This window comes from Alkalibacterium putridalgicola (genome assembly GCF_900109825.1).
In the GTDB taxonomy this organism is placed as follows: domain Bacteria; phylum Bacillota; class Bacilli; order Lactobacillales; family Carnobacteriaceae_A; genus Alkalibacterium; species Alkalibacterium putridalgicola.
Genome location: NZ_FOBL01000006.1, coordinates 23,497 through 39,393 on the forward strand (window position 1 = coordinate 23,497; position 15,897 = coordinate 39,393).

Sequence of the window (15,897 nt, forward strand, 5' to 3'; positions counted from 1 at the left end):
TTTTATGCTATTCTATTTCTTTTATTATTGTACAGAAAGTCTGAAGAAGTTTCCAGAAAAATCAGGATTTATCTTGATGTTTATAGAATCCGACTCGCTGCTTTTTCCAGCCGGTTCATATAAGCGGTGCCGATACCTGTTTTCTGATATGGTTCGACCAGAATGACTGATATGTCTTCATCATCAAGCTCTCTCAAGGCAGAGAACAGTCGAGCGGCAGCCTGCTGTGGTCTATTTTTATCACCTAAAGAACAGTTCTTTCTCCAGTCAGTCTTTAAATGTTTAAGCCAGTCCTCACTTGCCAGCAAACCGACGTTTTCTCCCTCTACCTCAAGCTGATCCAGGATTTCTTTTGCTTCGGCTAAAGATTCCGGCAAGACCCAGACTGGCTTTTCAGGAGAATAGTGCTTGTATTTCATTCCAGGGGATTTAGGGGCAGCCGAGTCATCGCTTAAATGAGCATCCAGCCACACATGGCCCAGCACAGCTTCCAGCTCTTCACGAGTGACCCCTCCCGGACGTAGAATCGTCGGTTTTTGGGGATCCGTTAAATCAAGAACAGTGGATTCCAGGCCTACTCCTGTTGCTCCGCCATCAAGGATCGCTTTGATTTTTCCCTCTAAATCTCTTTTGACATGCAAAGCCGTCGTTGGACTTGGCTTGCCGGAAGAGTTGGCACTGGGTGCAGCCAGCGGAACACCGACTTTGTCGATGAGTGCAAGGGCGACAGGGTGACTGGGCATTCTTACCCCTATCGTTTCCATACCGCCTGTTACCGAGGAGGCTATGGGCCCCTTTTTATTCAGTACCAGCGTACAGGGACCTGGCCAGAAATGACTGATGACTTTCCTGGCGACATCGGGAACGGATTCAACATAACGCTCCATCTGTTTTATGGAAGCCACATGGATGATCAGCGGATTGTCGCTGGGACGGCCTTTTGCTTCAAATATCTTTCTGACTGCCTCTTCATTCGTTGCATCTGCCCCTAAGCCATACACCGTTTCAGTCGGGAAAGCCACGACTTCACCGCTTTTCAAATACTCTGCAGCTTCGTCTATATTACTGGAATCAAGAAAGGCTGTCTGCATACTATTCTCCTTCTTTCTCTTTCTGTATCTCGTTTCTAATATGGATCGTCCGGTCATGATGGTTAAAATCTTTTTCTAGGGTTATTTTTGCCTCTGGAAAATAGCTTTGACATAATCGTCTGATCTGGTCTCCTTGTCTGTAACCAAATTCAAAGATCATATAACCACCGGGATTCAACCGATCGACTGCATCAGCGGCTATCTTCCTGTAAAAGTAAAGCCCCTCTTCTTCTGCAAATAAGGCGATATGCGGTTCATATTCAATGACCGATTCATCCATGACACTACGTTCGGACTGACTGATATAAGGTGGATTGGAGAGGATCAAATCAAACTTTCCTTCAACATCCGTCATCATATCACTTAGATAAAAAGTGACCTCAGCACCCAGATTTTCAGCATTCAGTCTGGCGACATCCAGCGCTGCCTGACTGATATCGACAGCAACGACCTCATCCTGTGGCCGTTCGAGTTTATGGCTGACAGCGAGGACGCCCGACCCGGTCCCTATATCGATGACACGCAACGGTCTGTCAGGAAGCTGTCTGATATATTCGTGGAACCATTCTTCTGTTTCCGGCCGGGGAATAAGTGTAGCTTCCGTCACCTTAAACTGACGGTCATAGAACCACTCATGACCCACGATCTGCTGAGGCGGTCTGCCTTTGCCTGCCTCAGTGATATCTTTAACGTAAATATCCTTATCCCGTTGGTCCATCACTTTTTTCTGAAGACGGATAAAATCCGTCAGAGATAACGCGAACCGCTCTTTCATCAGCCATTTAGCGATTTGGGTATCTCGATGTTTCTGTTCTAAAAAAGAAGAAGCCCAGGAAAGGACTTCTGCATATGTTGAGGCTTCGCTCAGTGATTTAGTAGTCATTCTTCAACTGTTCCATCTTGCGGGACTGTTCCCACATCAGCAGCGGTTCGATGATCTCGTCCAGCTTGCCTGATAAAATCTGGTCCAGTTTCTGGATAGTCAGGTTGATGCGGTGATCCGTCACGCGGCTTTGAGGAAAGTTGTAGGTGCGGATACGTTCAGAACGGTCTCCCGTACCTACAGCCGATTTTCTTTCTGCATCCACTTCAGCTTGTGCTTCCTGCGTGATTTTATCATAGATGCGTGAACGAAGGATTTTCATCGCTTTTTCTCTGTTCTTCAACTGAGAACGTTCGTCCTGCATGGCGACCACGATACCGGTCGGTTCATGGGTCAGTCTGACAGCAGAGGCGGTCTTGTTTACGTGCTGTCCGCCGGCTCCACTTGCATGATAAATATCGACTCGGATGTCATTCTCATCGATATCTATTTCGACATCTTCTGCTTCCGGCATGACTACTACTGTTGCCGTAGACGTATGGATACGTCCCTGAGACTCTGTCTGAGGCACACGCTGCACACGGTGGGCACCGTTTTCGTATTTCAGTTTCGAATAAACATTCGTTCCATTGATCATGAGAGTGAGTTCTTTGAAACCGCCGGCATTACCCGCACTGGCATCCAATACTTCTGTTTTCCAGCCCTGATTGTCTGAATATTTCTGATACATTTCAAACAGATCACTGGCAAAGAGCTGAGCTTCATCTCCGCCTGCTGCACCGCGGATCTCCATGATAACGTTACGTTCATCATTCTCATCTTTAGGAAGCAGCATGATTTTCAGCTCTTCTTCCATCTTTTCTTTTTGCTCTGAAAGCTCATTACGTTCTTCTTTAGCCAGCTCCTCCATCTCTTTATCAAGGGAATCATTCAGCATTTCTTCCGTGTCTTCCAGTTCAGATACGACTTCTTTGTATTTTCTGAATGTCGCAACCGTTTCTCTCAAACTCGCTTCTTCTTTACTCAAATTCATTAAACGCTCAGTGTCGCTGATCACCTGAGGATCGCTGAGCAGCTCATTCAATTCATCATAACGATTTTCTACATCTTCTAAGCGATCAAACATACTCATTTTTTATTTCCTCTCTCTTGGTCACTGTTTATCAAAGGGTTATGGTAGTGTTTTCTGCATACAGGATAGTATGATTCATTGCCACCTATGGCGATCTGTTCGCCCGTATATACAGGTTTGCCCTCGTGGACACGCAAGTTCATAATGGCTTTTTTATGACAGAACCAGCAGATGGTTTTCATTTCTTCGATCTTATCAGCCAAAAGCAGCAGTTCCTTTGAGCCTTCAAACAGTTCATTTCTAAAATCATTTTTCAGCCCAAAAGCCATGACCGGTATTTTCAGGTCATCGACTATCTTAGCCAGCTGTCTGACATGTGTTTTGTTTAAAAATTGTGCTTCATCGATCAGCACACAGGCAATCGACTTATCCACACCTTGAACGACTGAAAAAATATCCATATCGTTCGTGACGGGGATCGCTTTTCGCTTCAAACCGATCCTGCTGGATATATAACCTACGCCATCGCGGTCATCCAGAGCACTTGTAAACAAGACCACCGGTTTCTCCTGCTCCTCGTAATTATGTGCGACTTTTAAAATTTCGATCGATTTTCCACTGTTCATTGCTCCATATCGAAAAAACAGTTGTGCCATGACTGATTACCTACTTTCCTTAGTATACTCTATCTACGCGTCCTTCGTCTATTTCTGATAGACTCCAATCCTTATAAATTATAAGTGATGAAGCGGAAAAGTACAAGTCTACAATAAGGTCTGCCGCTTTTTTCTGCATTTCCTCCGGTTATATGCTAAACTATAGAAAAAAGTGATAGGAGATTTTTGTATGACTGAACCTTTATTTTTAAGTGGTGTCTTTAAAGAAAAAATATGGGGTGGCGAAAAACTGAAGCAGCTTTTTGACTACGCTATACCAAATGACCACACAGGCGAACTATGGGCGATCAGTGCCCATAAAAATGGACCGAGTACTGTGTTGAACGGTCTTTTTAAAGGTAAACAACTCGACGAGCTATGGTCTGATCATAAAGAATTATTCGACTATGCAGAAGGAGACGTTTTCCCGCTGCTGACTAAAATCATTGATGCACAAACAGAACTATCCGTTCAGGTCCATCCTGACGATGCTTACGGGAAAGAACACGAAGGTGAACTGGGCAAGACAGAATGCTGGTACATCGTCGATGCTGAAGAAGGGTCAGAAATCATTTATGGTCACCATGCAGAGACTAAGGAAGAACTGGAAAACATGATCGAGAAGGGTCAATGGGATGAACTTCTCAGAAAAAAAGAAGTGAAGGCAGGCGACTTCTTCTATGTCCCAAGCGGAACGATCCATGCTATCGGCGGAGGTATAGTCATTCTTGAAACACAGCAGTCGAGTGATACCACTTATCGTGTGTATGATTATGACCGCATCCAGGATGATGGCGAGAAACGCGACCTGCATATCGAAGACTCTGTTGCAGTGACCACTGTTCCACACATCGATCCGAACCTTGAGATGACGACGGCTGAAAAAGACGGCTATACAGAAACGACACTGGTTTCCAACTCATTCTTCACGGTCAAAGAATGGCAAATAGACGGCAAGGCTTCTTTTGAAAAGGAAGCGCCTTACACACTGGTCAGTGTACTGGATGGACAAGGCGAACTGATCGTTGATGGAACAACCTACTCTTGTTCAAAAGGGGATCATTTCATCCTCCCATCTGCGGTTGAATCATGGAGCTTCGATGGTTCCCTTCACATGATCGCTTCACATCCGGGGCAGTAAAGAAAAAAACACCCGAATACTCGGTTAGGTGGTACCGAGCATTCGGGTGTTCTGTATTTTAGTGAAAAAACCAATTACTATTGCGCTTCATTACTGGGAGTGAATGCTCCTTATTCTTAGTGATCCTTGTTTGGGTAATGCCAACAATCACTGCATTGGACGTACTCACGGACATTCTGGTTTGGGTAAACCCATTGTCGCCTTCATTGGACGTACCCGGCCCCACTTCTAGTTTGGGTGATGCCAATGGTGCTCACATTGAACGTACTCACGGACATTCTGGTTTGGGTAAACTCATTGTCGCCTTCATTGAACGTACTCACGGACATTTAAATTTGGGCAACCCCAATGTGGCCTTCATTGAACGTACTCGGCCCCACTTCTAGCTCCAGTGATGCCAATGGTGTTGCAATGAACGAAATCATACCTAATCAAGGTTTAGACAGTAAAAAGAGCTGCCCGAGGGGAGGCAGCTCTTTCTTTATACAGCTTGAAGCTGGTCGTCAGGTGTCTGAAACTGTGAGTTGTACAAATCAGCATAAAAGCCATCCTGGTACATCAAATCATCATGATTCCCAGTTTCAATAACATCACCGTGGTTCATTACAATGATCTTGTCGGCATCTCTGATCGTTGACAGTCGGTGAGCGACAACAAAACTTGTTCGGCTCTCAAGCAGTTTACCCATTGCACGCTGGATCAGTATTTCCGTACGGGTATCTACTGAAGAGGTCGCTTCATCCAGTATCAGGATCTCCGGATCAGCTAGAAAGGCACGGGCAATAGTGATCAGTTGTCTTTGACCCTGTGAAATGTTCGTTCCTTCTTCGTTAAGCATCGTATTATAGCCGTCTGGCAAGCGTCTGACAAATTCATCTACGTGAGCAGCTTTAGCAGCTTCCAGTATCGTTTCTTCACTCGGTTCATCATCGTGGCTTCCATACTTCAGGTTTTCCCAAATCGTCCCATTGAATAGCCATGTGTCCTGTAGAACCATGGAAAACTTACTGCGCAGTTCAGCACGGTCTATATCTCTCGTATCGACTCCTTCATAACGAATACTTCCGCCTTTCACATCATAGAAACGTTCCAGCAGATTGATCAGCGTCGATTTTCCGGCTCCAGTCGGTCCAACGACTGCAACCATTTCACCCTCTTTAACTGTAAGATTGAAGTCTGTCATAAGCAGCGCATCATCATTATAACCAAATTCGACATTTTCAAATTCAACTTTATAAGGCGTTTGTTTCTTTGGCTCCAGTCCCGATTGAGTTTCTTCCATCGGTTCTTCATCCAGCACTTCAAAAACACGTTCACATGAAGCGATCGTGACCTGGATCGTATTCGCCAGATTGGCGATCTGTCTGACCGGCTGTGAGAATTGGTTGACATATTGAATAAAGGCCTGAACGTTACCTAAAGAAACAGCGCCGTTGGCAACACCGATACCACCCACAATGGCGACACCAAAATATCCTAGGTCTCTTGAAAAACTGACCAAAGGCATCATGATACCAGTCAGGAACTGGGCTTTCCATGAAGCATCATTCAATCTTGCACTCTGTTTCATGAACTTCTCGATTTCTTCTTCTTCTCTATTATACGTTTTAACTATCGTATGGCCGGAAAATGTTTCCTCGACCTGATCATTCAAAATCCCCAGCTCTTTCTGCTGAAGGGCGAACTGTTTCTGTGACTTAGGGGCTACAAATGCGATAAGAAGAAAGCTTATCGGCACCGTAACGATGGTCACAAGCGTCAGTCTTATATCGATGGCGAACATGATGACAAGTACAGTAACGAACTGGACCACACTCATGATGAACTGGGTCAGCGACTGTTGGAGCGTGTTGGCTATCTGGTCCATGTCATTGACAGCACGCGACATGATATCGCCGTTCGAGTGAGTATCGTAGTAACGGATCGGTAATGTGGACATCTTTTCTTTTAGATCTTTACGCATATCGTAAACAGTCTTTTGGGCAATGCGTGCCGTGATATACTGTTGGAAATAACGGAACACTGCCTGAGTGATGTAAACGACTGCGACGATCAGGAGGATATTGCGAATGAGTTCAAAGTCGATCGGATAGGTTTCTATCGCCTCTCCCGCTTCTCTCAATGCCTGACCTTCCTGGATCCCACGGTAGATTTCAGTCGTCGCTCGACCGAGAATATACGGTGCCAAAGTTGCCATGATAGTCGAAGCAATGACCAGGACTAATGTAACGACCAGTCCCCAGAAACGAGTGGACATATAGCGGATCAGTCTCTTTGTCGTCCCCCAGAAATCTTCTGCCTTTTTTGCTTTTAAATGAGCAGCATTACTTGTACCTTTGGGCATTAAATGTCCTCTCCTTTCAACTGAGATTCCATAATTTCCTGATAAACTTTATTTGTTTCTTTAAGCTCTTCATGTGTTCCTTTACCGGCTATTTCGCCTTTATCAAGGACGATGATTTCATCTGCGTCAACGACCGTACTGATACGCTGAGCGATGATCACAACAGCAGCATCCTTAGCTGCCGGCGCAAGTGCTTCACGCAGCTTGGCATCTGTCTTGAAGTCCAAAGCTGAAAATGAATCGTCAAAGACTAGGATATCTGCATCGGTGACCAAGGCTCTTGCAATACTCAGTCGCTGTCTCTGTCCACCGGAGAAGTTGCCGCCGCCTTGTTCGACATGGGCATCCAAGCCTTCAGGAAGGCTGGAAACAAAATCTTTTCCCTGAGCAATATCTAAAGCGTGCCAGATATCTTCATCTGTAGCTTCTGGTTTACCGTATTTCAGATTATCTCTTATGGTCCCGGAAAAGAGGATGGCCTTTTGAGGAGCAAAGCCGATCAGCTGCCTCAGCTCACCCTGTCTGACTTCTCTAATATCAATACCATTCACTTGAACTGATCCTTTTTCTACATCGTAAAGACGTGGAATGAGATTGGCTAGCGTCGTTTTCCCAGAACCCGTTCCACCGATGACAGCCAGTCGTTCGCCTTTCTTGAGATCGAAAGAAATATCCTTCAAGGCAGGTTTCTCCGCACCCGAGTAGCGGTAATCAACATTTTTGAAGCTTAATGAGGCCTTATTTCCTGCAGTCAGTTTTTTAGGTTCTTCTGGATCTTTAATGATGTTCGGAGTATCCAGTACTTCTATGATACGTGAAGCGGCAACCTGACCTCTGGGTAGGAAAAACAGGACCATGGAGACCATCATGACGCCGATAAGTATCTGCATCGCGTAAGTCATGAAGGCGACCAGGTTCCCTACCTGCATGTCGCCGACACTGATCAGCTGTGCACCGAACCAGATGATCATGATGTTGGTCACACTTATAGCAAAGGTCATTGACGGCATCATAAAAGCCATACGTGTGTAAGCTTTTATCGAAGTGGATGCAAAATCCCAGTTTGCATCATCGAAGCGTTCTTTTTCATAATCATCTTTGTTGAAGGCACGAATGACGCGGATACCTGTCAATCCTTCACGAAAAACTTTGTTCAATCGGTCTGTTTTCAGCTGCATCGATTTGAATATCGGACTTGTTGATTTTAATATCGCAAACAGCAGCAAACCCAGTATCGGCATAGATATCAAGAAGACAAAAGCCAGCTGAGGTTCTCTTGTGAAAGCCATGATGCCTGCACCAATCATTAGAAATGGTGCGAGTATCATCGTACGCAGGACCATCATCATAACAAATTGGATCTGCATGACATCATTGGTCGTTCGTGTGATAAGTGTAGACGTCCCGAACTTATCGATTTCCTCATTGGTAAAATAAGCAACCATCGTGTAGATTTTTCTGCGGATCTTATCACCAAGACCTTGTGATTCCTGCGCGGCATAGTAAACATTTACAAGTGCAGAGCCGATCGTAACCAGCGTAAATGCCAGCATGATAAGCCCAGTCTGTATAATATAACCGATATCACCCTCCGCAACTCCGTAGTCGATGATATTGGCCGTGAAAGTCGGCATGGCCAGCATACCTACGACCTGGACAGCCAGAAACAGCAGGCTTAAAAATATGCGCCATGGGTTCATCCATTTTCCTAATCTAATCATTCTTTCTCCTCTTTCTCTGCAGGAATGGCTATACCATAAGTGATCCATTCCAATCGTTTTAAAAATAAATCCTGGGTTTCTTTGACGGAAAGTTCTTTCCAGAATCCTTCCATAATCGTATCATTCAGCATACTCAAAATGTATCTCAGGACATCGATCAGCTCGGTATCAGACGTCATCTTCAAATTATCTCTACTGACAACATCAACAATACGTTTGCCGTTGGGCAGTTTGTGAGATTTAGTTTCTTTAAAATCGACACGTGCTTCCTGATTGATCTGATAATTCATGTGCAGATACATATTCTCAAAAAAACCAAACTTTTCAGATTCCATGATGTATTTAATGTATTTCTCGCTGAAAAGTTTATACCCTTCATGAAAATCTCCGTCTTTTTCCTGAAAACTTTTAAGCATCAAGTTACGATAGTTGTATCGGAACTTTCCGATCAGGAAGAAATATAAGTCCTTTTTATCTTCAAAATACTGATAGAAACTTCCTCTGGATATTTTTGAATTTTTCACAATATTAGAAATCGATGCTTCATTCAGTGGTTTTGCTGAAAATTCTTTCATTGCTCCTGCGACCAGTCGTTTCTTCTTTTCTTCTGGTAAATTAAAAAATGTTTGTGTCGGCAATTTATAACCTCCTAAGACAAAATAAAAAAATGACAAGATGTCATATTATGTTAATATATGTGACAGCTTGTCATAATGCAAGAGATAAATTTCAAAAAATTACATCTTAGTTCGCATAAAACAGAACTAAGATGCAGTGTTTATTCAGTTGTTTCAACGACTTCATCGGATATTTCCGGTGTTGTTTCCTCTTCATAAAGATTTGAATACTTCTTATACCATTGGAAAAGCATCGATACAACTATCTTTATTATGGCGTATCCCGGGATCCCAAAAACGACTCCCATGAGACCAAATAAGCGTCCGGCAATCAGCAGAAGAAAAATTATATTCACCGGATGTATCTTTAAAGAATTCCCTAACACCTGTGGCGAAACCACACGCCCCTCCAGCAGCTGTTCGACACCGAAAACAATGAGTACTTTAAAGAGCATGAACGGTGAATCAACGACTGCAATGATGAGTGCGGGAATAGTTGCAATGAATGAACCCAAATACGGAATGAGATTTAAAAATCCTGCAAATATACCTAAGGTCAAAGCAAAATCCAGCCCTATGATCGAGAAGCCGATATAAAACATGAAACCGACAAAGATAGCAACAATCAGTTGTCCTCTGACATAATAACTGATCTGTCTGTTAATATCCGTCAGCAGCTTATTTACCGTCGGTCGTGCCTTTGTAGGAATAAACCGGGAGAGTCTGTAAGGAATCTTTTTTCCATCCTTGAGTAAGTAAAAGAGTACAAACGGCATAGTAAACAAAGTGATGAATATCCGGGTGATCGTCCCGATAACACTGCCGATCCCGCCAACTGTGGCATTTAAAACCGAGGTCGTCTGTTCTGTCAAGGTTTCAACAAAAGAGGTATCTTCTGTCTGATTCATAAAGTTAGACAGAACTTCTATATTTAAAAGACTCTCGACTTGACCGATAAAGTTACTCCAATACTCCGGCCATATATCAATGAGTGATGCCACCTGTCTCTGTATTATGGGAACGATATAATTCATTCCTCCTACAATAAGCAACATGACGACGCTGAACACGAAGGCGATCGCCGTGTTCCTCGAGAACCTTCTCTCCTCCAGCCAGTCGACCAGCGGGGTAAGAAGGTAGTAAAAAATAACCGCAAAAATAATCGGCGGACCGATGATGCTGAAAGCTATTTCGATCGGTTCAAATATATAGGAAATACGGGCGACCATAAAAATATTCAATGCCAGAAGAAATATTATCAGAAGTACCGTCACAAGTTTATTGTCTATGATCTGCTTCCAGAACCAGGTATCATTCCATTTTTTTGAATGGTCGTTCTTTTCTTCCTTGTTCAAAATTTTCACCCACTCCCTGCTCGTTACTTATATTTTAGCATACACCTTTGATCAACAGGTACACATATACATTTACACATGCAAAGTCTTTCTCTTTTTGTACCCGTCTTCTGAAATCTGTTATACTATTTAAGTGAATACAATCGATTTCAGGAGGAATGCATTATGACTCAGAAAATTATGCTGGGCACATATACGAAAAGGAAAAGCAACGGGATCTACAGTATAGAATTAGATGAACAGAACAAACAGCTGACAGGGTTGAAAGAAGAAGTGAACGTCGAAAGCCCTACTTATCTTGCAGGTAACGATGACTACAGCCTGCTTTTTTCCATAGCTAAGTCATCTGATGGCAAAGGCGGCATCACATCATATAAACGCAGTAATGAGACAGACTCATATATAGAAGCAGACAGTGTCTTTGAAGAAGGCGCACCGCCCTGCTATATTGCTTACGATCAGTCTCGGAACCTTGTCTATACAGCCAACTATCATAAAGGGGAGGTTTGTGTTTACACAACTTCTGATGAAGGTGACTTGTCATTAGCAGACAAACATACTCACTCTGGAAAATCCGTTCATGAAAATCAGCAGTCGCCTCATGCCCATTATTTTGATTTGACGCCAGACGGTCAGTTCCTGGTTGCCTGTGATCTGGGGACCGATGAAGTCGTTATGTACACGTTAGACGAAGAGAACAAACTGACTGTCAGTGATGTGATTTCTGTCTCACCTGGAACCGGACCTCGACATGTGGTTTTTCATCCAAACAACCGCTTTGCCTATGTTTTCGGAGAGTTGAGCAGTGACGTCATCGTCTTTAGCTACAATAATCAAAATGGCACGTTGAGTCCGATCCAGACTATCTCATCCATACCAAAAGAACATGAATCATTTAACGGCGGAGCTGCTATTCGGGTTTCTTCAGATGGCAAGTTTGTCTATGCATCCAATCGCGGACATGATTCCATTGTTATTTATGCAGTGGCTGAAGATGGGACCTTATCTTTGATCAATTATACGCCGACTGAAGGGGAAACGCCTCGTGACTTCAATCTTGACCCTACTGAACGCTTTGTGGTCGTCGGCCACCAGGATTCAGATAATCTGACTTTATTTGAAAGAAATGAACAGGACGGGACACTTTCTCTTCTGCAGAAAGACATCTTTGCACCTGAAGTAATCTGCGTGAAGTTCCAGTCTTAAATCATTAACTTTCCACTATTATCATCACTACGTATCAAAGGAGAGCCTATGCATCATTTTAAAACAGATGATTTATCATTAAAGCAGCAATATAAATTTCTGACAGGAAGTGTGATCCCGCGACCTATCGCCTGGATCACGTCACTTAATCAATCAGCAGGCATCGTTAATTTAGCCCCCTTCAGTTTTTTCAGTGTGGCTTCCAATCAGATCCCGCTGCTTTCTGTTTCGATTTTAAGGACCAATGAAAAATCAAAAGACACAGCGGAAAATATTTTAAATCAGAAAGAAGCCGTGATTCATATCGTCAGCAGACCGTTGACTGAAGATATGAACGAAACCTCTGCACCGCTTGCTTCTGACGAAAGCGAACTTGACCGGACAGACCTTCATTTAACGGAAAGCAGTACGGTCAGCGTCCCCGGCGTCGAGGAAGCCCTGATTCGTTTTGAAACCGTGCTGTATCAGTACGTTCCCATAAAAAACGAGGCAGATGAAATCGTTACGGATCACTTTCTCCTGAAAGTGACAGATTTCCACTTCAATGAAGAGGTCTTCGATGCAGACAGAGATTACATTCTGGCTGACAAGCTGGAACCTATGGCCCGTTTATCTGGAATGGATTATTCTGCTTTAGGCGATATCATCTCTATCATTCGTCCGACAAGTTAAAAAATTCAAAAAGCGTATCTGGACAAGTTACCCAGATACGCTTTTTAGTTTAAAATTATTTAGAAGTCACTGTACCGATTTCGGTGCCTTTGGTCGTTTCTCCTGTAGTATTTAAAGAATAATCATCGACCTGATCCATATTCGTAAAGACGACGATCACTGTTTCTTTTTTGCCGGCTTCTTTCAGTCCGCTAAGATCAACAGTAGATATTTTCGTTTCAGAAGTGACGGTATCGCCCTCTTTAACTAATGTATCAAACGGGCCGCCTTCAAGTTCAACTGTATCGATACCTATGTGAACAAGCACTTCGACACCGTTATCCAGTTCAAGACCTACGGCATGCTGGGTAGGAAAAACGCTGACAACTTTCCCGGGCCCCGGTGCAAACACATCACCGTCACTAGGTACAATGCCAAAGCCATCACCCATCATTTTTTGAGAAAAGACTGGATCTTCCACTTCTTCTATTGGAATCACCTTACCGTTAACCGGACTGGTCAAAGTTACTTTTGGATTTTTTGATTCATTACCTTTACCTTTCAGAAAATCAAAAACGCCCATATTTCTCCCTACTTTCTTTAGTTACGTATTATAGTTTTATTCACTACTACCTTAGTATTAATAATAGCACACTCTAAAGGAATCTTGAACCAAAATGATTTTTACATTAAAAAAGGCGATTCATCTGGCATTTTATGCTTAAGTTCGATATTATGATTAAGCGAATAAATTTTTTGAAGGAGATAATTACGTGTTTATTGAAATAATTAAATCAATCATTCTCGGCATCGTTCAGGGGATCACTGAATGGCTCCCCATCTCAAGTACAGGACATATGATCCTGTTCGATGAGTTTCTTGTCTTGAATACGAGCGAGGCGTTTAAAGAAATGTTTTTTGTCGTCATCCAGCTCGCATCGATACTGGCTGTCATCATCATCTTTTTCAAGAAGCTCAATCCTTTCGACGGGGATAAGACGGAGACTCAGAAAAAGGAAACGTGGCATATCTGGCTGAAAGTCGTCATCGGGGTGATTCCTGCCGGCGTATTCGGCTTGCTGTTCGAGGATATGATCAATGATGTCTTCTATAACTGGCAGACCGTTTCTGTGGCGCTTATCGTCTACGGTATTGCGTTCATCGTCATTGAGAAGATGAACGAAGGGAAAGCACCGAAAATAGCAACTTGGGAACAACTGACCTACAAAGTCGCCTTGATGATCGGTTTCTTCCAGGTCCTGGCTCTAATACCCGGGACATCACGGTCCGGGGCGACGATCGTCGGAGCCATCCTGATCGGAACCGCCAGACCAATCGCGGCAGAATATTCGTTCTTCCTGTCGATCCCGGTCATGTTAGGCGCCAGCCTACTCAAACTAATCGGTTTCGGTTTCAGTTTCACACCGGCAGAACTTGTGATACTTCTCGTCGGCTGTCTTTTTTCTTTCGTGGTCTCGATCTTTGCCATCAAGTTCTTAATGAATTACATCAGAAAGAACGATTTCAGTTCATTCGGCTGGTACCGGATCGTTATCGGACTGGTCGTCATCGGGTATTTTGCAGTGCTAGGTTAATCTAGATAATGAAGAAGAGGATGGGGTCGTACTGCGACCCATCCTCTTCTTTCATTTTTATTTTTAGACTTTATAAGGCCTTCTGATCTGCTTGAATGCTTCAAGACACGTTTCCGGTTAATTATTACGTCAGTGTGTTCTATTATAGCTTTTGGAACATGTTCTGAGCTCGCTCTTTCCATAAACATATTCCTAACTCTTTTCAAGAAGAAGTTCCGTACCATAAAGGAGAAGTAGCGGTCTCTAACGCCATCAACTCCCTTCCCACCGTCTCTTTTGATCATTCGATTCACAACATAGCCAAGTCCAAAGACTTTTACCCTATTATATTAAGAAATAGGTCGCAAGAAGCGTGAGCAGGAACAGACCGCTCACGGTCCACTGAACAAGGCTCAGTTTCACTTTTTTTCCTATAATAATCTGTACAAAGGGATAGGCGATGAAACCATAAGCCATGCCGTCCACGATACTGCCGGTAAGCGGGATCAAGGCAATGATCGCAGCGAGCGGAAGCCACTCCAGGTTTTTTTCTACCTGGATCGATCTGACTGTCAATGCCATTGACGCTCCCGTCGCAACGATCACAGGCCCCACCGCTTCTGAAGGAATATAAGATAAAAAAGGCGTAAGGACCAATGCCAGAAGGAACATAACACCAGTAGTCATAGCGGTTAAGCCAGTTCGCCCACCTTCAGCGATACCGGCTCCGTTTTCTGCAACCGGGATGGCCGGGCTGGTTCCTAAAAGACCTGAGAGAAAACCTGCAATAGCCCCCATCTTATAAGCTTTTAAACTTCTTTCTTTGTCTGACAGAAGGGCTTCGATCATTCCGATCGTTTCAAACATTAAAAGCATCGTGAGTGAAAAAACACCAAGTAGAAATTCGACGGTCAGCAGCTGGCTGAAATCGATAGCGGTAACGAGTTCTCCGAAACTAAAGAGCGATCCCAGATCAAAAGAAACCGGTTCAAAGGAATCAAAATAAATCACCCAGTAAAGCAGTGTCGTAAACAGGATCGTATAGAGGAACCCGCCTTTGACTTCAAAGCGTTTGATCAAAATCACAAAAATCAGTCCGAGGATACCCACCGTATTCCACTGAAGGGCGCCTTCAGTTAAAACACCCATATTTTCAAATCCGATCAGCATCAGAAACAGTCCGATACCGACAGTGATCGCCTGTTTCAGCATCGTTGGTATAGACTGGCTCAGTTTACTCATCACGCCGCTCAAAGCGAGCAAGGTGAAGATCGCCCCTGAAACAACGACGACCCCCAGACTCGACTGCCAGGTCAGACCGATAGCGGCCACTAAAGTAAAGGTGAAGAACGCATTCTCCCCCATGCCCGGAGCCATGGCCAAGGGAACGTTTGCAAACCATCCCATCAAAAAACTGCCTATAGCCGAGATGAAAATAGTAGAAAAAACACTGTATTCGCTGGGTACGCCAGCCTGTCCCAAGATCATCGGATTGACGAACAGGACATAGGAAATGGAGAAAAATGTCACTAAACCAGCCAAGACTTCCTGTCTGACCGTCGTATTGTTCTGAGTTAAATCAAATCGTTTAAACATTGAATAATAGCCTCTTTCTATTTATTTGACAGCACATTTCAGTTTAACAA

At 43.8% G+C, this 15,897-nt stretch carries 14 protein-coding genes; 4 read left to right on the top strand and 10 right to left on the bottom strand.

Going from position 1 to position 15,897, the window contains the following annotated elements:
* Positions 1-80 precede the first annotated feature (80 nt).
* From BMX84_RS03080 to BMX84_RS03095, 4 genes are read right to left on the bottom strand one after another with little or no spacing between them, the layout of a single operon-like run.
* Complete coding sequence (locus BMX84_RS03080) at positions 81-1,091, bottom strand: L-threonylcarbamoyladenylate synthase (protein WP_091487122.1); 1,011 nt, start codon at positions 1,089-1,091, stop codon at positions 81-83.
* A 1-nt stretch (position 1,092) separates the two neighbouring features.
* Positions 1,093-1,974 carry a peptide chain release factor N(5)-glutamine methyltransferase gene (gene prmC, locus BMX84_RS03085; RefSeq protein WP_091487124.1) on the bottom strand — a complete coding sequence of 294 codons (882 nt, stop codon included), beginning with the start codon at positions 1,972-1,974 and terminating at the stop codon, positions 1,093-1,095.
* Positions 1,964-3,040 carry a peptide chain release factor 1 gene (gene prfA, locus BMX84_RS03090; protein ID WP_091487222.1) on the bottom strand — a complete coding sequence of 359 codons (1,077 nt, stop codon included), beginning with the start codon at positions 3,038-3,040 and terminating at the stop codon, positions 1,964-1,966. The genes prmC and prfA overlap by 11 nt, the downstream gene beginning before the upstream one ends.
* A 2-nt stretch (positions 3,041-3,042) precedes the next feature.
* Positions 3,043-3,642 (bottom strand): thymidine kinase, encoded by a 600-nt coding sequence (locus tag BMX84_RS03095; RefSeq protein ID WP_091487126.1) that lies wholly within the window; start codon positions 3,640-3,642, stop codon positions 3,043-3,045.
* A gap of 190 nt (positions 3,643-3,832) precedes the next feature.
* Between BMX84_RS03095 and manA the strand changes: the two genes are divergently transcribed.
* Entirely contained in the window at positions 3,833-4,783 is a 951-nt protein-coding gene (manA, locus tag BMX84_RS03100) for a mannose-6-phosphate isomerase, class I (RefSeq protein WP_091487127.1), read from the top strand.
* Positions 4,784-5,264: 481 nt separating this feature from the next.
* On the opposite strand, the gene BMX84_RS03105 is transcribed toward manA, so the two are convergent.
* The 4 genes from BMX84_RS03105 to BMX84_RS03120 all read right to left on the bottom strand — a co-directional run bounded on the left by BMX84_RS03105 (position 5,265) and on the right by BMX84_RS03120 (position 10,829).
* On the bottom strand, positions 5,265-7,127 hold the full coding sequence (locus BMX84_RS03105) for an ABC transporter ATP-binding protein (RefSeq protein ID WP_091487129.1): 1,863 nt from the start codon (positions 7,125-7,127) through the stop codon (positions 5,265-5,267).
* Positions 7,127-8,848, bottom strand: a complete 1,722-nt coding sequence (locus BMX84_RS03110) for an ABC transporter ATP-binding protein (RefSeq protein ID WP_091487131.1) — start codon at positions 8,846-8,848, stop codon at positions 7,127-7,129. Before BMX84_RS03110 ends, BMX84_RS03105 begins: the two co-directional genes overlap by 1 nt.
* Complete coding sequence (locus BMX84_RS03115; protein ID WP_091487132.1) at positions 8,845-9,486, bottom strand: TetR/AcrR family transcriptional regulator; 642 nt, start codon at positions 9,484-9,486, stop codon at positions 8,845-8,847. Before BMX84_RS03115 ends, BMX84_RS03110 begins: the two co-directional genes overlap by 4 nt.
* A gap of 140 nt (positions 9,487-9,626) precedes the next feature.
* Positions 9,627-10,829 (bottom strand): AI-2E family transporter, encoded by a 1,203-nt coding sequence (locus BMX84_RS03120; RefSeq protein ID WP_246119080.1) that lies wholly within the window; start codon positions 10,827-10,829, stop codon positions 9,627-9,629.
* 156 nt (positions 10,830-10,985) lie between these two features.
* Here BMX84_RS03120 and BMX84_RS03125 point away from each other — a divergent pair, with 156 nt between their 5' ends.
* Positions 10,986-12,026 carry a lactonase family protein gene (locus BMX84_RS03125; RefSeq protein WP_091487134.1) on the top strand — a complete coding sequence of 347 codons (1,041 nt, stop codon included), beginning with the start codon at positions 10,986-10,988 and terminating at the stop codon, positions 12,024-12,026.
* A gap of 48 nt (positions 12,027-12,074) precedes the next feature.
* Positions 12,075-12,698: a flavin reductase family protein gene (locus tag BMX84_RS03130; protein ID WP_091487136.1), complete on the top strand. Its 624-nt coding sequence runs from the start codon at positions 12,075-12,077 to the stop codon at positions 12,696-12,698.
* A gap of 55 nt (positions 12,699-12,753) precedes the next feature.
* Here BMX84_RS03130 and BMX84_RS03135 read toward each other — a convergent pair whose 3' ends face one another.
* Complete coding sequence (locus tag BMX84_RS03135) at positions 12,754-13,260, bottom strand: PTS sugar transporter subunit IIA (RefSeq protein WP_091487137.1); 507 nt, start codon at positions 13,258-13,260, stop codon at positions 12,754-12,756.
* A 190-nt stretch (positions 13,261-13,450) separates the two neighbouring features.
* Between BMX84_RS03135 and BMX84_RS03140 the strand changes: the two genes are divergently transcribed.
* On the top strand, positions 13,451-14,272 hold the full coding sequence (locus tag BMX84_RS03140) for an undecaprenyl-diphosphate phosphatase (RefSeq protein ID WP_091487139.1): 822 nt from the start codon (positions 13,451-13,453) through the stop codon (positions 14,270-14,272).
* Between the two features lie 324 nt (positions 14,273-14,596).
* On the opposite strand, the gene BMX84_RS03150 is transcribed toward BMX84_RS03140, so the two are convergent.
* Complete coding sequence (locus BMX84_RS03150) at positions 14,597-15,847, bottom strand: NCS2 family permease (RefSeq protein WP_091487142.1); 1,251 nt, start codon at positions 15,845-15,847, stop codon at positions 14,597-14,599.
* Positions 15,848-15,897 lie beyond the last annotated feature (50 nt).